General features: G+C 41.7%; 12 protein-coding genes. 3 read left to right on the top strand and 9 right to left on the bottom strand.

Annotated features, from left to right (window positions below; genetic code table 11):
* Nucleotide 1 precedes the first annotated feature (1 nt).
* From MHI51_RS15640 to MHI51_RS15620, 5 genes are all read right to left on the bottom strand, one after another.
* Nucleotides 2-1,237, bottom strand: coding sequence for an MFS transporter (locus tag MHI51_RS15640; protein WP_076184990.1), 1,236 nt, complete (start codon nucleotides 1,235-1,237; stop codon nucleotides 2-4).
* 25 nt (nucleotides 1,238-1,262) lie between these two features.
* Nucleotides 1,263-1,826, bottom strand: a complete 564-nt coding sequence (locus MHI51_RS15635) for a TetR/AcrR family transcriptional regulator (protein WP_076184979.1) — start codon at nucleotides 1,824-1,826, stop codon at nucleotides 1,263-1,265.
* Nucleotides 1,827-2,149: 323 nt separating this feature from the next.
* Complete coding sequence (locus tag MHI51_RS15630; RefSeq protein ID WP_036677218.1) at nucleotides 2,150-2,491, bottom strand: helix-turn-helix domain-containing protein; 342 nt, start codon at nucleotides 2,489-2,491, stop codon at nucleotides 2,150-2,152.
* A gap of 515 nt (nucleotides 2,492-3,006) precedes the next feature.
* Complete coding sequence (locus MHI51_RS15625; RefSeq protein WP_339167805.1) at nucleotides 3,007-3,864, bottom strand: hypothetical protein; 858 nt, start codon at nucleotides 3,862-3,864, stop codon at nucleotides 3,007-3,009.
* A gap of 136 nt (nucleotides 3,865-4,000) precedes the next feature.
* A complete protein-coding gene (locus MHI51_RS15620) occupies nucleotides 4,001-4,756 on the bottom strand; it encodes a hypothetical protein (protein WP_143761892.1) in 756 nt (251 codons plus the stop codon).
* 373 nt (nucleotides 4,757-5,129) lie between these two features.
* Here MHI51_RS15620 and MHI51_RS15615 point away from each other — a divergent pair, with 373 nt between their 5' ends.
* Genes MHI51_RS15615 through MHI51_RS15605 form a run of 3 tightly spaced genes read left to right on the top strand, consistent with a single transcriptional unit; the run spans nucleotide 5,130 to nucleotide 6,957 of the window.
* Complete coding sequence (locus MHI51_RS15615) at nucleotides 5,130-5,570, top strand: BlaI/MecI/CopY family transcriptional regulator (RefSeq protein ID WP_036677226.1); 441 nt, start codon at nucleotides 5,130-5,132, stop codon at nucleotides 5,568-5,570.
* Nucleotides 5,567-6,715: a M56 family metallopeptidase gene (locus tag MHI51_RS15610; protein ID WP_036677228.1), complete on the top strand. Its 1,149-nt coding sequence runs from the start codon at nucleotides 5,567-5,569 to the stop codon at nucleotides 6,713-6,715. Before MHI51_RS15615 ends, MHI51_RS15610 begins: the two co-directional genes overlap by 4 nt.
* A complete protein-coding gene (locus MHI51_RS15605) occupies nucleotides 6,712-6,957 on the top strand; it encodes a hypothetical protein (RefSeq protein ID WP_036677231.1) in 246 nt (81 codons plus the stop codon). Before MHI51_RS15610 ends, MHI51_RS15605 begins: the two co-directional genes overlap by 4 nt.
* Before the next feature lie 856 nt (nucleotides 6,958-7,813).
* Here MHI51_RS15605 and MHI51_RS15600 read toward each other — a convergent pair.
* The 4 genes from MHI51_RS15600 to MHI51_RS15585 all read right to left on the bottom strand — a co-directional run bounded on the left by MHI51_RS15600 (nucleotide 7,814) and on the right by MHI51_RS15585 (nucleotide 18,680).
* A complete protein-coding gene (locus MHI51_RS15600) occupies nucleotides 7,814-12,739 on the bottom strand; it encodes an S-layer homology domain-containing protein (protein WP_076184649.1) in 4,926 nt (1,641 codons plus the stop codon).
* Nucleotides 12,740-12,764: 25 nt separating this feature from the next.
* Nucleotides 12,765-13,862 carry a hypothetical protein gene (locus MHI51_RS15595; protein ID WP_076184648.1) on the bottom strand — a complete coding sequence of 366 codons (1,098 nt, stop codon included), beginning with the start codon at nucleotides 13,860-13,862 and terminating at the stop codon, nucleotides 12,765-12,767.
* A gap of 414 nt (nucleotides 13,863-14,276) precedes the next feature.
* Nucleotides 14,277-16,442: a GH92 family glycosyl hydrolase gene (locus MHI51_RS15590; protein WP_340393516.1), complete on the bottom strand. Its 2,166-nt coding sequence runs from the start codon at nucleotides 16,440-16,442 to the stop codon at nucleotides 14,277-14,279.
* A 63-nt stretch (nucleotides 16,443-16,505) separates the two neighbouring features.
* Complete coding sequence (locus MHI51_RS15585) at nucleotides 16,506-18,680, bottom strand: alpha-amylase family protein (RefSeq protein ID WP_340393514.1); 2,175 nt, start codon at nucleotides 18,678-18,680, stop codon at nucleotides 16,506-16,508.
* Between the last annotated feature and the right edge of the window lie 67 nt (nucleotides 18,681-18,747).

The raw sequence follows: 18,747 nt of genomic DNA, 5'->3' as shown, positions 1-18,747 counted from the left end.
ATCACTCTGTGGGTAAAGTAGCAGCCCGTTCATTTTTCACTACTGGAACCCTAGCCGATAATCTAAGAAAAAGAGAGATTAAAAAACCTAATAAAAGAATAGAACCTAATATAGTAAAGGATAACGAATAATTTTCTGTTTTTAGTAATTTCAAAGCTAATATCGGGCCTGTGCTAGCGCCTAGGAATAGAATAAATGCATTGAATGAAATCGCAGACCCTCTTGCATTTCCCCCTAATTGACTGACGATTGAGATGATAACGGGAGTTACCAGCGCGATACCAGCCACAAATACAACGCTCATTAGGACAAGAAGTGGCAGGTTCGTACTAAAACCTAGAGCAAGCAACCCAATTGCAGCTAAAGCTAAGCCTCCCCTTAGAACAGCGGCCATTCCAAGTTTTTGAGCAATTCTTCCGGAAAAGGGTGATAAAAGCATCCCCGCGATTCCAAATGCACGAATATAAAGGATATCCTGTGAGGAAAGACCAAACTTAGCTGAGCTTAAATAACTTCCCAAAACGGTGTACATGCCAACTAAAGTTAATAGAAGCATAAAGGTTATCGCAAAAGCCAAAAGCAATTGTGATTGTTTTAGCAGAATTGTCATTTGTTTAAACTTCCGCAGAACATTTTCTTTCGGTCTTAGCATTTCATCTTTAGGAAGGAACCTCATTACTATTACTGAAGTAATACCATACACAATCCCCAAAATAAAGAAAATAGCACGCCAGCCAAGAGCTTCGTTAACAATCCCACTAAAAACCTGGCCTACTATACCTGCCATTAACAGTCCTGAGCTTATAAATCCAACGGCTGTTAGTCTTTTATGAGGCGGGAACATCTCCCCTGCATACACTAGCGCAATAGGTGCAAAAGCAGCAGCCACTAAGCCTTGCACTCCTCTGAGCATAATAAGCCCGTAAAAACTATCCACAAATCCTAATGCAAGCGTAACTACGGTTAACCCAATAATGCTGGCTACTAAAAATACTTTACGTCCATATCTGTCTGAAAAAGGTCCATACAAAAGACAGCCCAGAGCATAACAAAGAGAAAATGAACTCCCAATCCAAGCCGCCTCACTCGAGCTAATCTGAAAGGCATGTGAAAATACTTCGGATAATGGAATTGTAATATACATGCTAGTTAAAATAACTAATCCACACCAAAATAAAATAATCGTCATTAATGAATAGTTCTTATTGTAATTCTGAACGTCTATCGTCTGATTCATAAAGTAAATATCCCCCGGTTTACTATTAATTTGCAACAGTGATGCCTTCCAAGACATGGATCAACAAATCGTTTATGTAATCCGCATCCGGAATTTGTTTATAGATGAGAATTTGAAAGTATATGGGACCATAAAGCAGATCTAAAGTTATATCAAGGTTGATTGCTGGTTTCAATTCTCCCATATCTATGGCTGCTTGGAGTAATTGTTTGGCTTCATTTCTTTTTGTCATTAAAAACAATACGTAAAAATCTTTTGCGATTTCTTCGCTCTCTGTAACTATAGTTAAAGTGGATTTCCCGATTTTGCTATTGAGGATACGAGCTAAAGCTTCAAGCTGTTGTTTGAAGTTATCCTGAATGGATTTATTACTATCAAATTCAAACTCTGATTCTACGGTCATTAGAAAAGCGTCCAGTACAAGACGCGCTTTATTTTCCCACCATCTATAGATGGTTGTTTTGCCTACTCCAGCTTGTGCTGCAATCGCCTCAATCGTTAAAGATGAATAACTGTTGGATTCTAACATTTCAAGTGTTGCAGTAAGAATCTCTTTTTTACTTCGAGGTTCTTTGTTTTTCACGTTCATATTCATTTCACCTCCTAGATGTTATTTAAGTTATTAAAAGGATGTAATTATAGAACGATACGTATCGTTTCATTTGTTACACTATCTTATATCATTTTCATAAAATTTAAAATAGTTAATTTGAAAATTATTATTTTCTGGATTTAGGCATGCGGTAGATGACGAAACATAACTTGCGCATACAAAAACTAACGCTTCGGAATGGTCCGAAGCGTTAGTTTTCGTGGATATTTGCAATTAAGGATTCGATGACTAGTCCAGATACATCATTCCACTGATGATGGCTAAAACTTGAGCTACATCTGTTATCGGTGCAATATCCTTTAAAATTCTTTCCTTTGTTGGATAGATTCTTTTATCCAATCATTTAAAACGGATGTACTAACAAAAATTTCATCTCCGATTTTAATAATGGGAAACAACACACCGGTATATGCACCTTGTGTTTTCAACATTGTTTCTTCTGTAGTAATAATCTTGCGCACTTGAGATTCAGTGATGTTTAAATATTTAGCAGTTTCTTTAAGTGTCATTAATGGTTTATTTGAATATTCATTGTTAATTGTTGGACTTATAGATGACTGACTGCCTTTGATGATAAAACAACCAGTAATGATTGCAATTCCTAAAATTATTGAACTAATAACGTTACTAAGATTTTTCATAGATATTCCCCCGCTTATTTAGTTCTTGTAATTTTTGCAGCTAATAAACTTCTTAATTTTATTTAGTTTGCTACCTTTAATAGAAACTTGTTCGTTTTTTCAATAAAGCACCATTTCTAATTCTTATTGTAATACATCAGGAAAAGATGAGTGTTGTACTTAGTTACATATTACTCCTCAATTTTATTCGACACACCACATATTTTCAGCTGCTCTCATTTTAAAGTGAAATAACTAAAACGTTCAGCAAATCATTAGACCCATGAAGATTGTGATAAAAGACAAGCAAAGGGAACGCGATCGTTACAAAGTTGCATCTGGAGAGAAGTGCCGCTTATCATACTTCCATCGTAAAACACTCTGGATTAAACGAAAAATGTGCATATTACTATTCATTGTTTCTTTTCTTTTAGATTCTATATTAGCATTTAATACTTTTAGTATAAGCAACTATTACAAGTCATCTTCATGAAATAATTACTTATCTCCTATTTTTATATTAATAATATATTTTTCTAAAAATTAAAAAAACTTATTGGTGTAAATGGTGCTAAACTTTGTTCTTTATTATTATAAAGAAGTTTTATTTCTGGTTGAAAAACTATATTCTCCTTTTTCTTAATAATATAATTACATTTAATTTCATAAACTTTCAGTTCTTTTAAAATTTTTTTATCAACTTTATTTCTGAATTCTTCCTTAATTTCTTCCTCTGCATATATATCTGGATTAACTTCTACAGTAACAATTTCAATAAAACTCTTTACTTCTTTCGGATAAATTAATTCTGCTTTTATATCACTAGTAATAATATGATTTGAATCTAATATCTTATACGAGTATGAATACTCTTTATTTAGTGCTGTTACATTTTTAGGGGATATCGGAGATTCCATTACGGAAATTCCATTTTCCTCACCAGAATAAAATTGTAAATATACTGGACTAATATTTTTTTTAAAGGTTTTACTTCTTAGTTTTATTTTGATTTTATCAAAACCCAATTTTTCTAAACCTAATATCCTATCAGAATTTAACCTTATAGAAAATCCTTCTACTAAAAAATTCTGGTCAGTCAATTCCCATTCTATATCGTCTGGGCTAAATTCAATTTCATCCTTTTTTTCATTGGATAAAGTTATTGTTATATCCGATTTATTTAATTTTTCAAAAGTATCTTTTTTTAAATTTGATGTTGATCCAAATAACAGCAATGACGAACCATTATTTTCTGAATGTTTTATATTGATCGTATATATCCCAACTGCTTGATTGAATTCTAGCTTATTTAGTATATTACTAATGCTATTAGATTCACACCCAAATACTATTAATAGAAGAGCTACTTCAATCAAAAACATTATTTTTTTCAAATAGTGTCAATTCCCTTCCAGTTATACAGATATAAAAAAGGAGTGAATAGTATGTATCCACTCCTTTTTTACATTAACTAAACTCTTAAACTCTCAAACCTATTTCTGCTGTTATAACTCATCTTTAATATCAAATCTATAGAGCAACCTGCTGTAATGCGTAATATTGGTCATGTGCTTCAGTAAAAGCGCTGCCTGCATATTTAACACCTAACTTAGTAACATCATAAGTATACTGTTCTTGGTAATATCTTAAAATAATCCTACCTTTGTATCCTTTAGTAGTTGGGTACGAAATGGTCTGTGTCGTTGTGAATGCAGCACTTGAACCGATCGTTCCTGAAATATTGGTTTTTAAAAACGCTACGTCCACTCCACCACCACCCGTAACTGAAGCAGTGACAGTTGTGGTTACTCCTTTCGAAACTGAAACAGTACCAGGATAAGCAACGTAATCTGAGACTGGCTTAAATAAATTATAACTTATAGGCTTACTTACATTAGAAAGTGTGTATGTCGCTCTTGCCAAATAATTTGTTGCATCGGGTTCATTCGGCGTAATTGTTTCCAGTTCTGGTGTAAAGCTGCGCTTGGTTGAATAGTCACCGATATATGTTTCAATTGCACCTGGTTCATTTACAGTAATTGTATCCTGTTCGGATTTAAAGATACTCTCGGATGCATAGTCACCGATATAAGTTTCAGTTGCGCCGGCTTCATTTACAGTAATTGTATCCTGATATTCTGATGCTGCAAAAGCGGTTGTGCTTAGACCAAAACAAAAAGAGCATGCAAGCAGCATTGTAAAAACTTTCCTAGTTTTTTGTGTTCTTACAGCTCCACCCCTTTTTTTTAAACCACCTATCTTAGTACAGTTTTTTTCATATCGCATCAAAGTCACCCTTTCGAATTTATGGAATTTTTCGTTAAAATGTGTTATCCAAATAATAGTTATTTACATCATCAACAATTTAGTTTCAAAAAATATCACAAGAAAAAAGTAACAACAATTGTACTTATTAATAAATCAATATGACCACCCACCTTCATATGAATAAAATAAAGACATGTATATACTTTTAACATTAACGCTTAACATTTATTGTGTATGGATAAATTACCATTTAAATCATTATTTTGTCAACAATAGCTTAATAGATACCATTATTCTCTTAATTATTAATATAAAGTAAAAATCAACGGTTGATATAACGTGAAAATCGATCTATAATTTTAAGATACTATATTATACTGGGGGAACCTTTATGTCCTATACAAAATTGACTAATCGGGAATTAGAAATCATGCATATTTTATGGAAGGAACCCCACCCTCTTACCGCGACAAATATTTTTGAGAAAATCGAGGAGAAATTTAGTATATACAGCATACAAAACGCCTTACAATCGTTACTTACTAAAAATGCAATTGAAGTTGCAGCTTATACAAAGGTTTTTAAAACAACTGCAAGAAAGTACAGACCTATTATCACTACAAATGATTATGCAGTTATGCAATTTGCTCAATATTACTCAACGGATGATGCTCAAACTGGTATTACAGAATTAATCTCAACATTATTTAAGTTCGAGGATGAAAATATTGATATACACACGATTGATAGATTAGAAAAGTTAATAAAAGCGAAAAAAACAGAGCTTGAACAAACGAAACTGACGCAAAAAAATGGGGAGGTCGATAGATGATAACCATTTGGAGTATACAAACTACTCTATTAGTAAGTAGTTTGTTTATTTGCTTATATTGCCTTATAACTAAAAAATCATCTACTATTAGTAAAGTTGGTGTTCCGGTTTTATCCCTATTGCTGTTACTTATTACAATCAGATTACTTGTTCCAATAGAAATACCTTTTGCTCATACTATCGAATTACCAAAATTCCTACCCATAATAAATGATTTTTTTAATTTTTCTATTTATTCATTCAGCGATCAAATAAAGATTAACTTATATCTTTTTTTGGGTGTTATTTGGTTATCGGGAACACTCATAAGTATTAGTCGGATTTTTCAAAGGTACTCTAATTTGTGTAAATTAATAATGACGTGTTCTATCAAGAAAAATATAAACTCTGAACTTTTAAGTGTCCTCCAGAAGGAAATTAAAATACCTAAAAATTTAAAGTTAATTGAAACCTCATTGACTTCAGTTCCCATGATGTATGGTTTTTTTAGACCCACAATTGTTTTTCCAGTACATAATTTTACTGATCAAGAGGAATATTTTATTATTCGGCATGAATTGCATCACTATTTTAATAAAGATAATTGGATTAAAACTATCATTGAACTGTTATGTGCTTTTTATTGGTGGAATCCTTTTGTATATCAATTGCGTAACCAAGTGGATAGAATTTTGGAAATAAAAAATGATCTTACCATAACAAAAAATTGGGAGGAATATAAACGGCTTAATTACCTCGAATTTCTTGTGAATACCTATAAAAACTCTATAAAATCTAAATATATGCCCTTTACTATGGACCTTATTGATAAAAACAGATCTACTTTCATGAACCGCTTTGAGCTACTGTTATCAAACAATAAACCTAAAGAATCATGGTTAAGGTTTTCAACCACGAGTATATTAGCCTTATCATGCTTTGTGTCTACATTATTTTTTGTTGTACAACCACGATATTCTTTTCCAGATAATTACGCTAGCACAGCTATTGATATAACGCCTGATACAGCTTACATAATAAAAAACAAGGATGGTACTTTTGATATTTATCTCAATAAATTAGGTTATTTCACTACCATACAAGAGATTAATCCGTTTTACGATAAGTTACCTATCATAAAAATGAAAGAGGACGATATTAAATGAAGAACCAGAAGATTTTCAAGAGGATCATTGGAAGTATTATAATCATTGCTTTTTTTAGTAATTTTTTGAGTGTACATATAGAAGCTAGTTCATATACAACACCACTCGAACAAAGTGACTTTAAAATATTTGCAGACGTACTGGAAAATAAGATAGTACTTATTGACGGTAAATGGTATGAAATCGTATTTAATAGAACTACGGGGAAGATCATTAGTAAAAAAGAAATTAAGCGGAATTAGATTATCTGCACGAATATAATTTTCTGAAAAATGATAAATGAGCTAAAAAAACCTTAAGATGCACGAGCTACCAAAGTCAAAAATTAAAGCGAGACCGTACTTCAATATAGAGAGTACAGTCTCGCTTTTTCAATATAAATTCAGATCATGGATAAACAATACCTAGCAATTTCACAGAAAAGTGTGGCTACACTAGCTGCGCGGCTCGGGTAATTTATCCACTAGAATTGTAAGGTCAACAACATCGGATAGTTCAGTTAGCGAGCTACAATTCCCTTCAGAATAATTACCTTTGAAGGGAATTTTGTAATAGATACGCTTTAATACCATTCACAGACGAAAAACGAAAATGGTTTTGTTCTGTGTTTTACCACTAATCATTAATTATATTATAGTGTCTCAGTTCACAATCTTCCATTTATTACCAGAGTATATTTTTGCTCCGTTGTATAGGAGTCACATTCATCATTAGTGATATTCGCTTCGAAGAAGTTATCATACTCTATGACTGTAGCATCCAAGTAAGAAGTAACCTCAGCATCACAATAAATTCACTAGTAACACTGCCTCCATCCAAAGACTCGACCAAAGGGCTGGTTCGTCCAACCCAACGATCCTTAATAACAGAAATAAGTGGCTGAATAGCGTCCTGTGATTAGTGTGATAAATGCTATTCTTCCATGTTTACCACTCCTTACTTCAAAAGATATTTATTAATAATTGTAGCTGTTAATGGATACATGTGAAAGGAAACAACATTTTTAATTATTAGATCTTTCGCCACCTATTAATAAACACTTTGTAAGCAAAAAAAAGCTGGAGCCAAGTGAACTTGGCTCTAGCTCTTCTTTGGTGCTTACAATTCCATTACTCTGTAAATTAAAGCAGCGGCTTCCGCACGTGTGGTCAGGCTCAGTGGTCTGAAGGTACCGTCGGTATAACCGTTGACAATTCCTGTCTCCCGCAGGTACTCAACCGCATCCATCGCGTAAGAACCGATTTGATTCTCATCGGCAAAAGTTGCTGCCTTGCCGGAGATATCCGACTGGAGAGCAGTTAAGCTCAGAGCGCGAAACAGAATAACAGCCATTTCTTGGCGGGAAATAGGTTCTTTTGCGGCAAATACGCCTTCGCTACGTCCGTTAACAAGCTTTAGCGCCTGAGCTGTTGAGACAGCTTGGTAATACCAAGCATTTGAACTCACATCTTTGAAAGTACTGCTACTCTCGGCTTGAAGTTCTAGCGCTGATACTAACAGTTGAACAAATTCCGCTCTTGTAATTTGCCGGGCAGGCTCGAATTTGCCCCCGCCTGTGCCATGAATAAGATCACGGGAAGCCAAAGTTTCCAAGATGACTGTGGAGCCTGAATCAACATCGGAGAAGTGGATATTTGCATTAGCTGCAGCATAGAGTCCAAAATCCCTTGTTGTAAACGTTGTTTTGCCTGTTCCTGATACGTATTTGGAGTTTTTGACCACTTCGGCCACTCCCTCGCCGGTAACAGAGTAGACGATGGCTTGATGTGGGACTTCACCAAGGTTTAATTCATATCCAAATGATACCTTCATTGCCGCAGAAGGGCTTAATGTTTCTTTGGACTTACCGTCTACCGTCATTGAGATCCGGAACAAAGCATGCGTTTTCCATTTCTCTTTTAAGGCAACTGGAAGGGTTGACGCATCAACAAAATGGATAGATAGCTCCAACTGCCGGGCACCCTCTGGAATATTCTCACCTAAAGTGTTAATTGGAAGTGTTATTGTGGCAGCACCTGCTTTTACAGTTAGGGAAGTAACATTATCTTTTAGTTCGGGAATGGGCACTTGAAAAGCCACACCACTGGCAGTCGCATCCTCTTCAGCAAGCTCAAGTACTAAAGCTCCATCTTGCACTCCCTTCATCGCTTTTTGGAGTTCTCCTGTGGGAAGCTGTGCAATTTTCATTCCTTCAGCACCGGGTGAACCCTGAATGCGAATACGGCCCGCTGAAATTATATTCACTGGATTAACTATTTTTCCTCCACTACTCTCATTTGTGTTGCCACTATTATTGCTGCCGGACGAATTGCCGGGCGTATCTGTTCCCCCACCTTCTTCACTCCGCACTACATTCAAAGTGTATGTCTTAGTTGTTATGCCGTTCGCAGCGGTAACTTTAACATCGATTCTGTTATCTCCTACCTTAAGCTCACTTCCGCCTGTTACCGTCAATTTGGCTTCTGCATCAGAAGGTGTCCCAGTTACAGCCACCGCTGTCTTGGAAAAGGGCACATTTATTGTATAGGTCAGTTTCTTACGGTCAAACCCAGGGATGTCTGTACCGTCCATACTCAAAACGCTCAAATCGGCATTATCACTCAGTGGTGTCTCTTCTTCACCTTCTACGTTCATAAACTGGAAGGTGCGGAAAAGTGAGGCGTCCTTCGCAGCGCCAATGCCTGATCCCCATTCAATATATCCTTTTCGACCCGCGCCATCATTATCGTTAACCAGCATGGAGAAGCTTAAGATATCGCTCGCCGCTGGACGGATCGGGCTTATTTCGCTCCAAGGTAGTGCCAGTGCATATGAGGTAACCTTGGTCGCCTCATCTCTGGTCACACTTAAAGTTCCCTTAGTCAACACTCCGGTAGCTGCACCTTTCATGGACAGCCAACGATATATTTGCGGCCCCTCTGGTGTTTGCGAGATTCCGTATTCATACCAGGATTGACTATCGCCCGGTACACCGGGAGCAAGACTGAACTGAATACTGTCATTTTGCCAAATATTAATCCCGGCGGCATTATGGCTGAATACATCATCGCGGATATCGGCGGTCAAATAAATGTGTTCTTCATCCCAGCGTAGTTGCGCTGTTCCACTAAGATCATCCGCACCCTTATATCCGTTGAGCAAAGGGGTTCCGTCCGCAAGATCAATCAGAGCTGGACTTCGTGTATCGGACTGATGCTGCATCCGGTTAATATCTATGTTTTGCTTGAGGTGAACTGTCTCATAACCTTCAAGGTCAACTGTCAACTCAAGAGGATATTTAACCCCTTCAGAGAATCCCGGCAGTGGAATTGAATAAGTAAATCCACTATTTGGGGCAATTTCAGACAATTGCGATTCACTACCGCTGATCTGACCAGTCTCTTCCCCTAGGGTCCAGGAAATCTTTTTAATTCTCAGAGGATCCACACTGGAATTGTTCGTAAATTGAAGTTGTAGCGACATGCCGCCGTTATTACCATCTGTAATATGAGGAGCAATTTTTAAACCTTGAAAATATAGTCGCAGATCATCTACAGGGGCTTCTGGAAGAGTAGCAGGATCAAGTCCGGGTCCATTATAAGCTCCAATATTCGGTGGAGTTGCTGCTGAAACGGGATTGCCCCAGTAGTCCCGCCCACCGTTGTCTGCAATGACAGCACCGGCCCCAAGTGCAGGAGACCCCTCTCTCAGCTTGTAACCGTCCACTGTATTCCAGCCCATTCCGGCGGTGCCCTGAGCAACTAAGAGTGGATTTGCTGTGATAGGATTGGTATTTTCCGGCTCGCTTACTGGATGGTTGCCATATAATAGATTATGGTCGAAGCTACCGTTCACCCCTGGCAGATTATAACCTCCTTGACCAAGGTTGTAGACCAGATTGTTCCTAAAAGAATATGGAGCGTTAATATTTCCTGCGTCATCCCATTCATGATCGATAATTTTGGTGTTTTGCCCAGCTCCGATATAGATAGTATTGTTATAGATTTGTGTATCTGGCGTAACCCCGCCTGCAAAATTAAACGTATGCGTTAGATCATTCTGGCTGATGTTGTATCTGACTACATTGTTAGAGGAGCCTGTCAGCACGCCTGGAGTCAAACGGGCATCGACAAAAAGCATGAATCCGCCTTTGTTGCCATGGCTGTAATTATATTGAACCACACTGTCCATCGTATCGATATCCAGATTGAAGCCTTGACCATCTCCCTCTGGTTTGTTCGTGTTAAAAGACTCATTGAACTGGACGATATTATTCTTGCCGCGAGTCGGCCAAATTGCGGCAGAGCCGTTAAACTCGCCTTCTTCGGAATAATTTCCGCCTTCCTCCGCTATGTTATGCTCAATCACCGCTCCATCCGCACCGAAGGTGAGAATACCGTCGCTGTCGGCTTGTTTGACATAATTTCCACGGATCGTAACATTGACCGTAGCATAGTCTGCTCCGTTAAAACGCTGATCCCATACCACAATACCGGTCCGGCCTATCCGTTCCACTGTATTGCCCTCGATCCATACCCCATCGAACTTGTCCGTGCCCGTCGTTCCGCCCACATATACGGAGATACCTCCAAACGCATGTGGGCCACCTTCGGCTCCGGAAACCGTTGGATAACGGAAACTGCTTGATACATCATGGACATAGTTATCCTGAATGCGGATATTACTTAATGTTCCTCCATTTGCGTTCTCCACCATAATACCTTCCCGGTAAACACTTCCCCTCTCGGAAGCATAATTAGTGACCTCAAGATCCCGAATCACCCAGTTCGAAGCGTTACGTAGGTATACAGCTGCTCCGGCCATGCCTCCACCGTTGATAATCGGTTTGCTTCCACTCCCATAGGCAGATATTGTAATCGGTTCTTCATCTGTGCCGCTGCCCTTAGGATATAATTGTTCATTCCAGATTCCACCCTTCTTTAACAAAATACGATCCCCAGCTTCAAAGGTAGTCTGATTCACTACAGAGAAGGTCTTCCAGGCAGTCTCCGGTGTTTTTCCATCGTTGTTGTCGCTGCCTGCAAATGAATCCACATAATATTCTCCGTCTCCACCGCTGCTCCCTCCATCTCCAGGCAAGCGGTTGGATAAAGTGACCGATCCTAGTTGCATCAGCCAGGGTGCGGAATCACCGCTAAGCTCGATTTTTAAATAATGAATGCCGGAAGGTATCCCTTGTGCCGGAGTATAATTCGTCCCAGTCCAAGCCGCGTCACCAGTGGCCTGTGGAGGTTCATGAACAGCAGAAAGTTCTGTCCAAGTGGATGCATCCGCCGAACCATAGAACTTGATAGTCCCGCTAGACCCGGCAAAGGAATGCATGCGGGCTGTGAAATGTTGCAGATTATGCAAATGGTACACGAGTGATTCTGCTGAGTCTGCTGTTCTCACCGCACGAGAATGATCTCCACCAAAAAAAGCGGGATTGCTTGTATCTAAAGACCAATTTGTACTGTGTGCATAAAGCTGTGCAATGTCGTCAAGCTCATCAACAATCGTTTTTGGTGCAAGCGACACATTGGAGAGCGTAAGGTGCCCAAGCTGCATCAGCCAGGTATCGAGGTCACCACTGACTTCAATTTTGAGATAATTGACACCATCCGGCAGCGCCCCCGAGGGTGTATATACTGTTCCGTACCAGCCAGAACCGGTTGCGGTGGGACTGTCGTTGATGGCTGGAAGCTCCGTCCAGATATCTGCATCTGGCGATCCGTAGAACTTGATAACAGCCGTGGAACCAGAGAAATAATATGCATGAAGCGTAAACGACTGAACTCCAGTCAAAGTGTAAATGGCATAGCCAGTCTCCGTGGAGGTTCTGACCAGCCGGGCTGCATCTCCTTCGAAAAACTGAGGATTACTACTGTCAATTAGCCAGTTCTCGGACCTGTGTTCCGCTGCCGGTAGGGTTGAGAAATCATCGGCATTCGTCTCTTCAGCATGGGCAGAAACGCCCATTACAGGAAGCACCGCTGTGAAGATCAGCACCATTATAAGCAGTGATTTTGCGAGTTTTTTGAACATTATTGTATTATTCCCCCTTGAACATTTATTGGATGGTATGGTTTGCGAGATCTTCAGCCATCGGGTAATTCCATTCCACGACAGCTTCGGACAGCTTTTCGTCCACAATGGATCTATACTTCTGCTGCGCCAAATTCAGTGCGATGGCATCCTTCACATGATCGAACGGCTGAATAGCTGCATCATCTGCCGACAGGCAGTAAAGTAGGTGGATAGCCCCATTTTCAGTAAACAAACCGCTAAACTCTCCCGGCGCCAGTTGCTCTGCGGTAAGCAATACCTTTGGATTTTCCAGAGCTGCTGTTCGCCGTGAAGCACTTGTTATTTTCACCTCGCCAACGTTTACGCCAAACTCTTTTGCCTGGTCTTGGAAGCCTGTGCCTGAAGAATCTGTTGCTGCTGTCGCTGTTGCTATTGCATGGAGCTTTTCCATTCTTTCTAAGGCTTTTTGCTGATCTTTGTACTCTGTTTCTGGGCCAAAGGGAAGCGTTGCCCATTCCAGACGAATCGTTCCCGGCAGAGAATATTTCGCAATTAGATTTGCTGCATATTCCAATTTCACCTGTTCGTCTGAAATCACGATACTTCCGTTACTGCGCATGGCCTCAATCGTGGCATCCTCAAGGTTGCTCATGTAATAACTGAAATAGGCCTGCGCCTCCAGATGAAGAGGACCATACACCACCTCCTTATTCGCTGCTGCCTGACTCCGCCGATTATTCTCGCGCTCCATCTCCTTGAGAAAACCTTCAAAACTGATATCCGTTACGACTCCTGCTTCTTGAGCAAGCTGTAGCTCCATCCGCTTCGTCAAAAGCTGAGTTTGAGCTGTATTGATCCATTTCTGCATTGGATTTTCGCCGGAATAGTAGGCAGACCAGAAGTCTTTTGAATAGTCGGCGTTGTAAGTTTGTTTAAAATAATCAACAATCAGTGCCCGATTCATTTGAAGATGCCAGTTGAACTCCGCTGCTGTGGCCTCCTGCCCGTTAAGGGTCAGAAGCATTTCTTCTGCTTGTGGAGCTTGCAACTTCTTCGCACCAATCAGCAGCAGGCTTCCTGCTAACAGAGCGGTCAGAATAACGATTAGCTGATTTCTTTTGGAATGAAGTTTTAGAGTCATAAGTTATTTCCTCCTCTCTCATCCTCGATGTTAAGCGCTTTCATTATCTTCGATATTAGACATGTTCACCTTGAAATAACAGGCGAGAAAGCTGCGAAATGGTTTGCCATTTCACGATTTGACTGTAAAGCCCAGTTTTCGCCCCATAAAAAATGCTGCGGAGAATAGAGAAGTTACGTATTCGAACGTGGAATGTTGTACAATGTGCAGGAATTCAGCGCGTTTGTCGGGATTGAGCAGCAGATTGTTGTATATCAAGCATGATATCCATGCAATTACGGGATCAGAGTGATTTATAGAAAAGTCGATTTGCAATCATCACTGATTCAGTGTGTTCCTCAATTTTTTTGATTGTAAAATCATCTAATAAAAACAAAGACAGTCCGGAATTTTCCAGACTGCCTTGCATTGTTCTTAAGACTGATCTGTGCCCGAAAACATACAGAAATTCAAGGCTCCACCTTTGACAATCTCGTCATGTGACAGAGAGTGGTGCTCCCATAGCGATCCGTTCCAGTGGACGGATTTACTGTACACATTGGCGGGGCTGTTGTTCTCTGCTTCAATGATCCATTGCTGCCCATTTTCAAGCTGAATAGTTACCTTATCAAAAAGCGGGCTGCCGAGCACATATTCAGGAATTCCGGGACTTAAAGGGTACAGGCCGATGGCGCTCCAAATAAACCAAGCACCCATGCTGCCGTTATCTTCGTCGCCGGGTAAACCATCCATCTGGCTGCTGAACAGTTCGGCCATGGTTTTGCGGACCCAATATTGCGTTTTGGACAGCACACCCAGTCTGGCAAATATATAAGGAATGTGGAAGCTCGGCTGATTGCTGATGGCAAACTGCCCCAGATCGGCGGAGGCCATTTCTGACATTTCGTGTATTTCCAAACCATAGGATCCCACTTTAAATACCGGTTCCTCGGTCATCAACTGATCCAGACGCTGGACAAAAGCCTCTTCACCACCCATCAGCCCGGCTAGTCCCGGGAAGTCGTGGGGCACTGCCCAGCTCCCCTGCCAAGCCCCGCCTTCACAAAACGGATTACCCCACTCCAGAGGATCAAATACTTCCTGCCAAGTACCGTCCTCATTGCGACCTCTCATAAACCCAACTGTCAGATCAAACAGCAGCTTATAATTCTGTGCCCGAGCCATAAAACGCTCATAATCATCCATTTTGCCAAGTGTTTTGGCCATCTGCGCAATACAGAAATCTCCGTATACATAATCCAACGTGTTGCTTACACTTTCATGGAAACGGTCATGCGGCAGATAACCATGCTGCAAGTACAATTCAAGGCCCCTTCTGCCCAGCTTCTCGTCCACTGATGGACGATCTGCATGCTTCAGAAGACCTTCATACAGTACCTCTGTATCAAATCCGCCGATGCCCTTAACCACGGCATCCGCAGCTGCGGCATCAATCAGTGTGCCGGGCATAGCACTGCGCTCCCCTGGTGACAGCCACTTTGGCAGCCAGCCGCTCTCCTTGTATGCCAATGTCCACGCCTGCATAATCTCACCCAATAAAGATGGGAATAGGATACTGTATAAAGGAAGGCTGGTTCGGTATACATCCCACAGCCCGATATCCGAATACATCGGACCCTGGCAGATGCTGCCGTTAAAGGGGCTGTAATGGATCTGCTCGTTCTGCTCATTATATTCATGCCACGTTCTCGGGAACAGGCAGATTCGGTACATGCAGCTGTAAAAGGTGCGGAGGTTCTCTTCATCTGCGCTTTCAGCAACAATGCGCCCCAACCGTTCTTCCCAGCTTGCCTTTGCTCTATTCAAGATCTCTCCGAAGCTGTCTTCCCCAATCTCTCGGTTCAGATTAAGCAGCGCCTGCTCTCCGCTAATAAAGGAAGTCCCGCACTTCACTCCCACTATGCCAGATTCCGGTGCAGCTATTCCTACGTAAGCGCCCAGTCGTTCGCCAGTCCCTTCATGGGTCTCCAGTGGCTGATAATCTCCGTTAAAGATTCCCGACTCCTCCATGTGAAAATCCCTATCGAACTGGAACACGAAATACATCGCGAAATTATCGGGCACCCCGGCGGTATGGCCTCTTGTGTAGCCGGTGATTCTACGTTTATCCGGCTGGAAGGTGAGATGTGACTCACCTTTCAGAGGTGCTATAATAAGCCTGTTCTGCTGCCTCTCAGCGAAAGTTATTCTTATCGCTGCACAACGTTCGGTTGGAGTCAGCTCCAGCCGGGTGCGGTAACGTTGAAGAAACACATCGAAATAGTGAGGGGACACTTGCATCTCTTCCGTTTTGAAGGAAGAAGAACGTGAACCGGGACTGAGGAGCAGTGGACCTGTCTGCGGCAACAGGGTCAGATGCCCATAATCTCCGATCCACGGGCTGGGCTGATGGGTCAGCCGGATGCCCTCTAGGTGGCGATGGCGCGGGTGGAAGAACCAGGTTCCACCTGCTTCATAGGTTTGCGGGCACCAAGCCGCCATACCAAATGGCATCGCTGTAAGTGGCAGTGTATTGCCATGTGAATACCGGAAATCTGACTCCGTTCCCTGTAATGGATTTACATAATCTAACCAACCCAAATAGATACACTCCTTTAGCCAGTTTTCACCGGCTCTATATTCTCCGCTCTTTACTGATACCGGTTAAGATAATCGGAATACTTGAACATCTCCAGCTTCCACCCGCACAGTCAGTTTTGTAGTTGTGGGTTTCAATAGATTCATTGGTTGAATTTCAGCGCTGCCATCATCAAACCACGGTTCGACAGAAGTATAAACAATACCCAGCGTAACGTCAGCCTTAACCGCCATATCCCCTTCATTATGAACAAAAAGAAATGCCCCTCGGTCCTGCTCACCTTCCCACTCGGAGAGATCCGCGCGGACACCGCCGCTTGCTTGTACATACGGCTGCAGCTTTAGTTCCTTCTGTAATAGATCCCGCACCAGCTGAAGCGTTCCGGGATGTCCATCCTGCCAGTAGGCAGCCGCAAGCAAGGTACCGAACCATACGGCACGCCCGTTGCCATAAGCGGCGGTAGTCAACACAGGCATGCGGTCCTCGGCAAATTCAGCCAGTACCTTCACATGGCTTTCCAGCTCGATATCCGATTTGTAATAGGATCCGTGCGCCGTATCGTCTGCTGCCGATTCCTCCGCCTTGCTATGCTCCATAATATTCCGCAACGGAATCGCTGTCCGTGATTCGAACGCAACCTGATGATAGCTGTGATCCAGGTTCTCAGCGGAATGAATCCAAGTCTCACGGACCCCGAACACCTGGTCAAATCCATAACCGGGCACCGTATAGCTGTGGCAGCCATTCTCTGCCTGAAGTGCACCGAACGAGCATTCCGAAATCAAGATCCCGCCCTTTTCCACCCACTGGCGTAGGATGTCACACAGTTTGCGGTTCAAATATAGAGGATAAGGCATCCACAAGCAGTGGTATTGCTCCAGTGTCTTCACGTTAACATCCGTCTCATGCAGAAATTCAACTTTATAATTGAGCTCATGCAGTAGTTTATGGGCGCCTTGTAAGGAATCGTTGTAGGTGTCCAGATGATCATGTGCCGCAAAGTTAGCAACCTGGTTCTGCGGACTGAACAGAATGGCAATCCCGTCTCCGCGCCGTTTTGCATGCATCAGCTCTTGCTTATTGTTTTGCACCAGCTTATTTAGATGAGCCATATCCTTGTACCATGGGGTTGGACTTCCGTCCAAATATACACTGCCCCATGCAGGGGCCTCCTGTCCCAATATCTCTGGTCTGTACTGCCAGAACAAATATCCCGTGATGCCACGAGCGAGCGGGGTCAGAATATGCCGTTTCATTTCCCGCAGTTCCGGCTGACGCGGCTTCATTGCAGTATTGCCTGGCAAAGCATGAATCTCCGAATTGATAATGGGTTTACCTTTGGCGGCAGAGATCAGTAGATCAGCAGACCAGGCCGAGGACCCAAGGCTATTGCCTGTCAAGTCACAGGGCTCAGCCAGCTTGAAGTCGTCCGAACCCGCTGTAATCATATTAAAGATAGGGGCGGGCACAGTGTGGGCCATAACAGGATGCAAAAGATCCAGTGACTTCACTATATCTACCCGGCTCCGCAGCTCATCCGTTAAAGTACCGGACATGAACAGGCGCCAGTCCACCAGATCATTAAATACGCCTTGTCCACGCGGTGCCTCTACTTCCTCCCAGCTCCCGTAAGTCCGCTGCCATGATTCATTGAGGGCTTCCAAAGTAACATATTTATTTTTTAGCCATTCTTGGAACACCCACAGCGATTGCTCGCAATAACACACCTGGTTGTCAAAAGACAACTTGCGCTTGATTCCTGTGGTTAGTTCAGGCTCATTCCATAAATCCCAGACCCAGAGCGCCGGATGATCCTTAAAAGTCTTCACCGTCTCCGCCAGAAACTTTGCCTTTTCTTCGGCGGCAGCTGGATGATGATAACAGGGCCCCGGCGCTCCGCCGATCTGGCGGCAGTTAATCGCCCTTGGTTCCAGAATGGAACCGTCCGCTGTAACCATTTTGGAATCAGGATATTTTTTATAGAACCAGGCCGGCGCCACGTCGAAAATTACATTCAAAATGACCTTCAAACCATTCCTCTGCGCAATATCCATTAGCTCCTGAATATCATCGAAATGATAGGTCCCTTCTTTGGACACACTCGCGCGCCATTGTACCCAATATTTCACACAATTGAAGCCCTGTCCGGCAATATTGCTTAGGTCTTGTTCCCATTGATCACGGAAGGGGGTCGGGGAACGGTAATATTGAAACCCAAATGGAATAAATGAATCTTGCATCTAGTGTACTCCTCCTACAACGTTCAATTTCGATCTCTCTATGTTTATAAAAGCGCTTACTGCTCTT

Source organism: Paenibacillus sp. FSL H8-0260, assembly GCF_045040625.1.
Classification (GTDB): Bacteria; Bacillota; Bacilli; order Paenibacillales; family Paenibacillaceae; genus Paenibacillus_AQ; species Paenibacillus_AQ odorifer.
The sequence above is the reverse complement of the archived record's forward strand: the minus strand, read 5'-3'. Positions and strand labels throughout refer to the sequence as shown.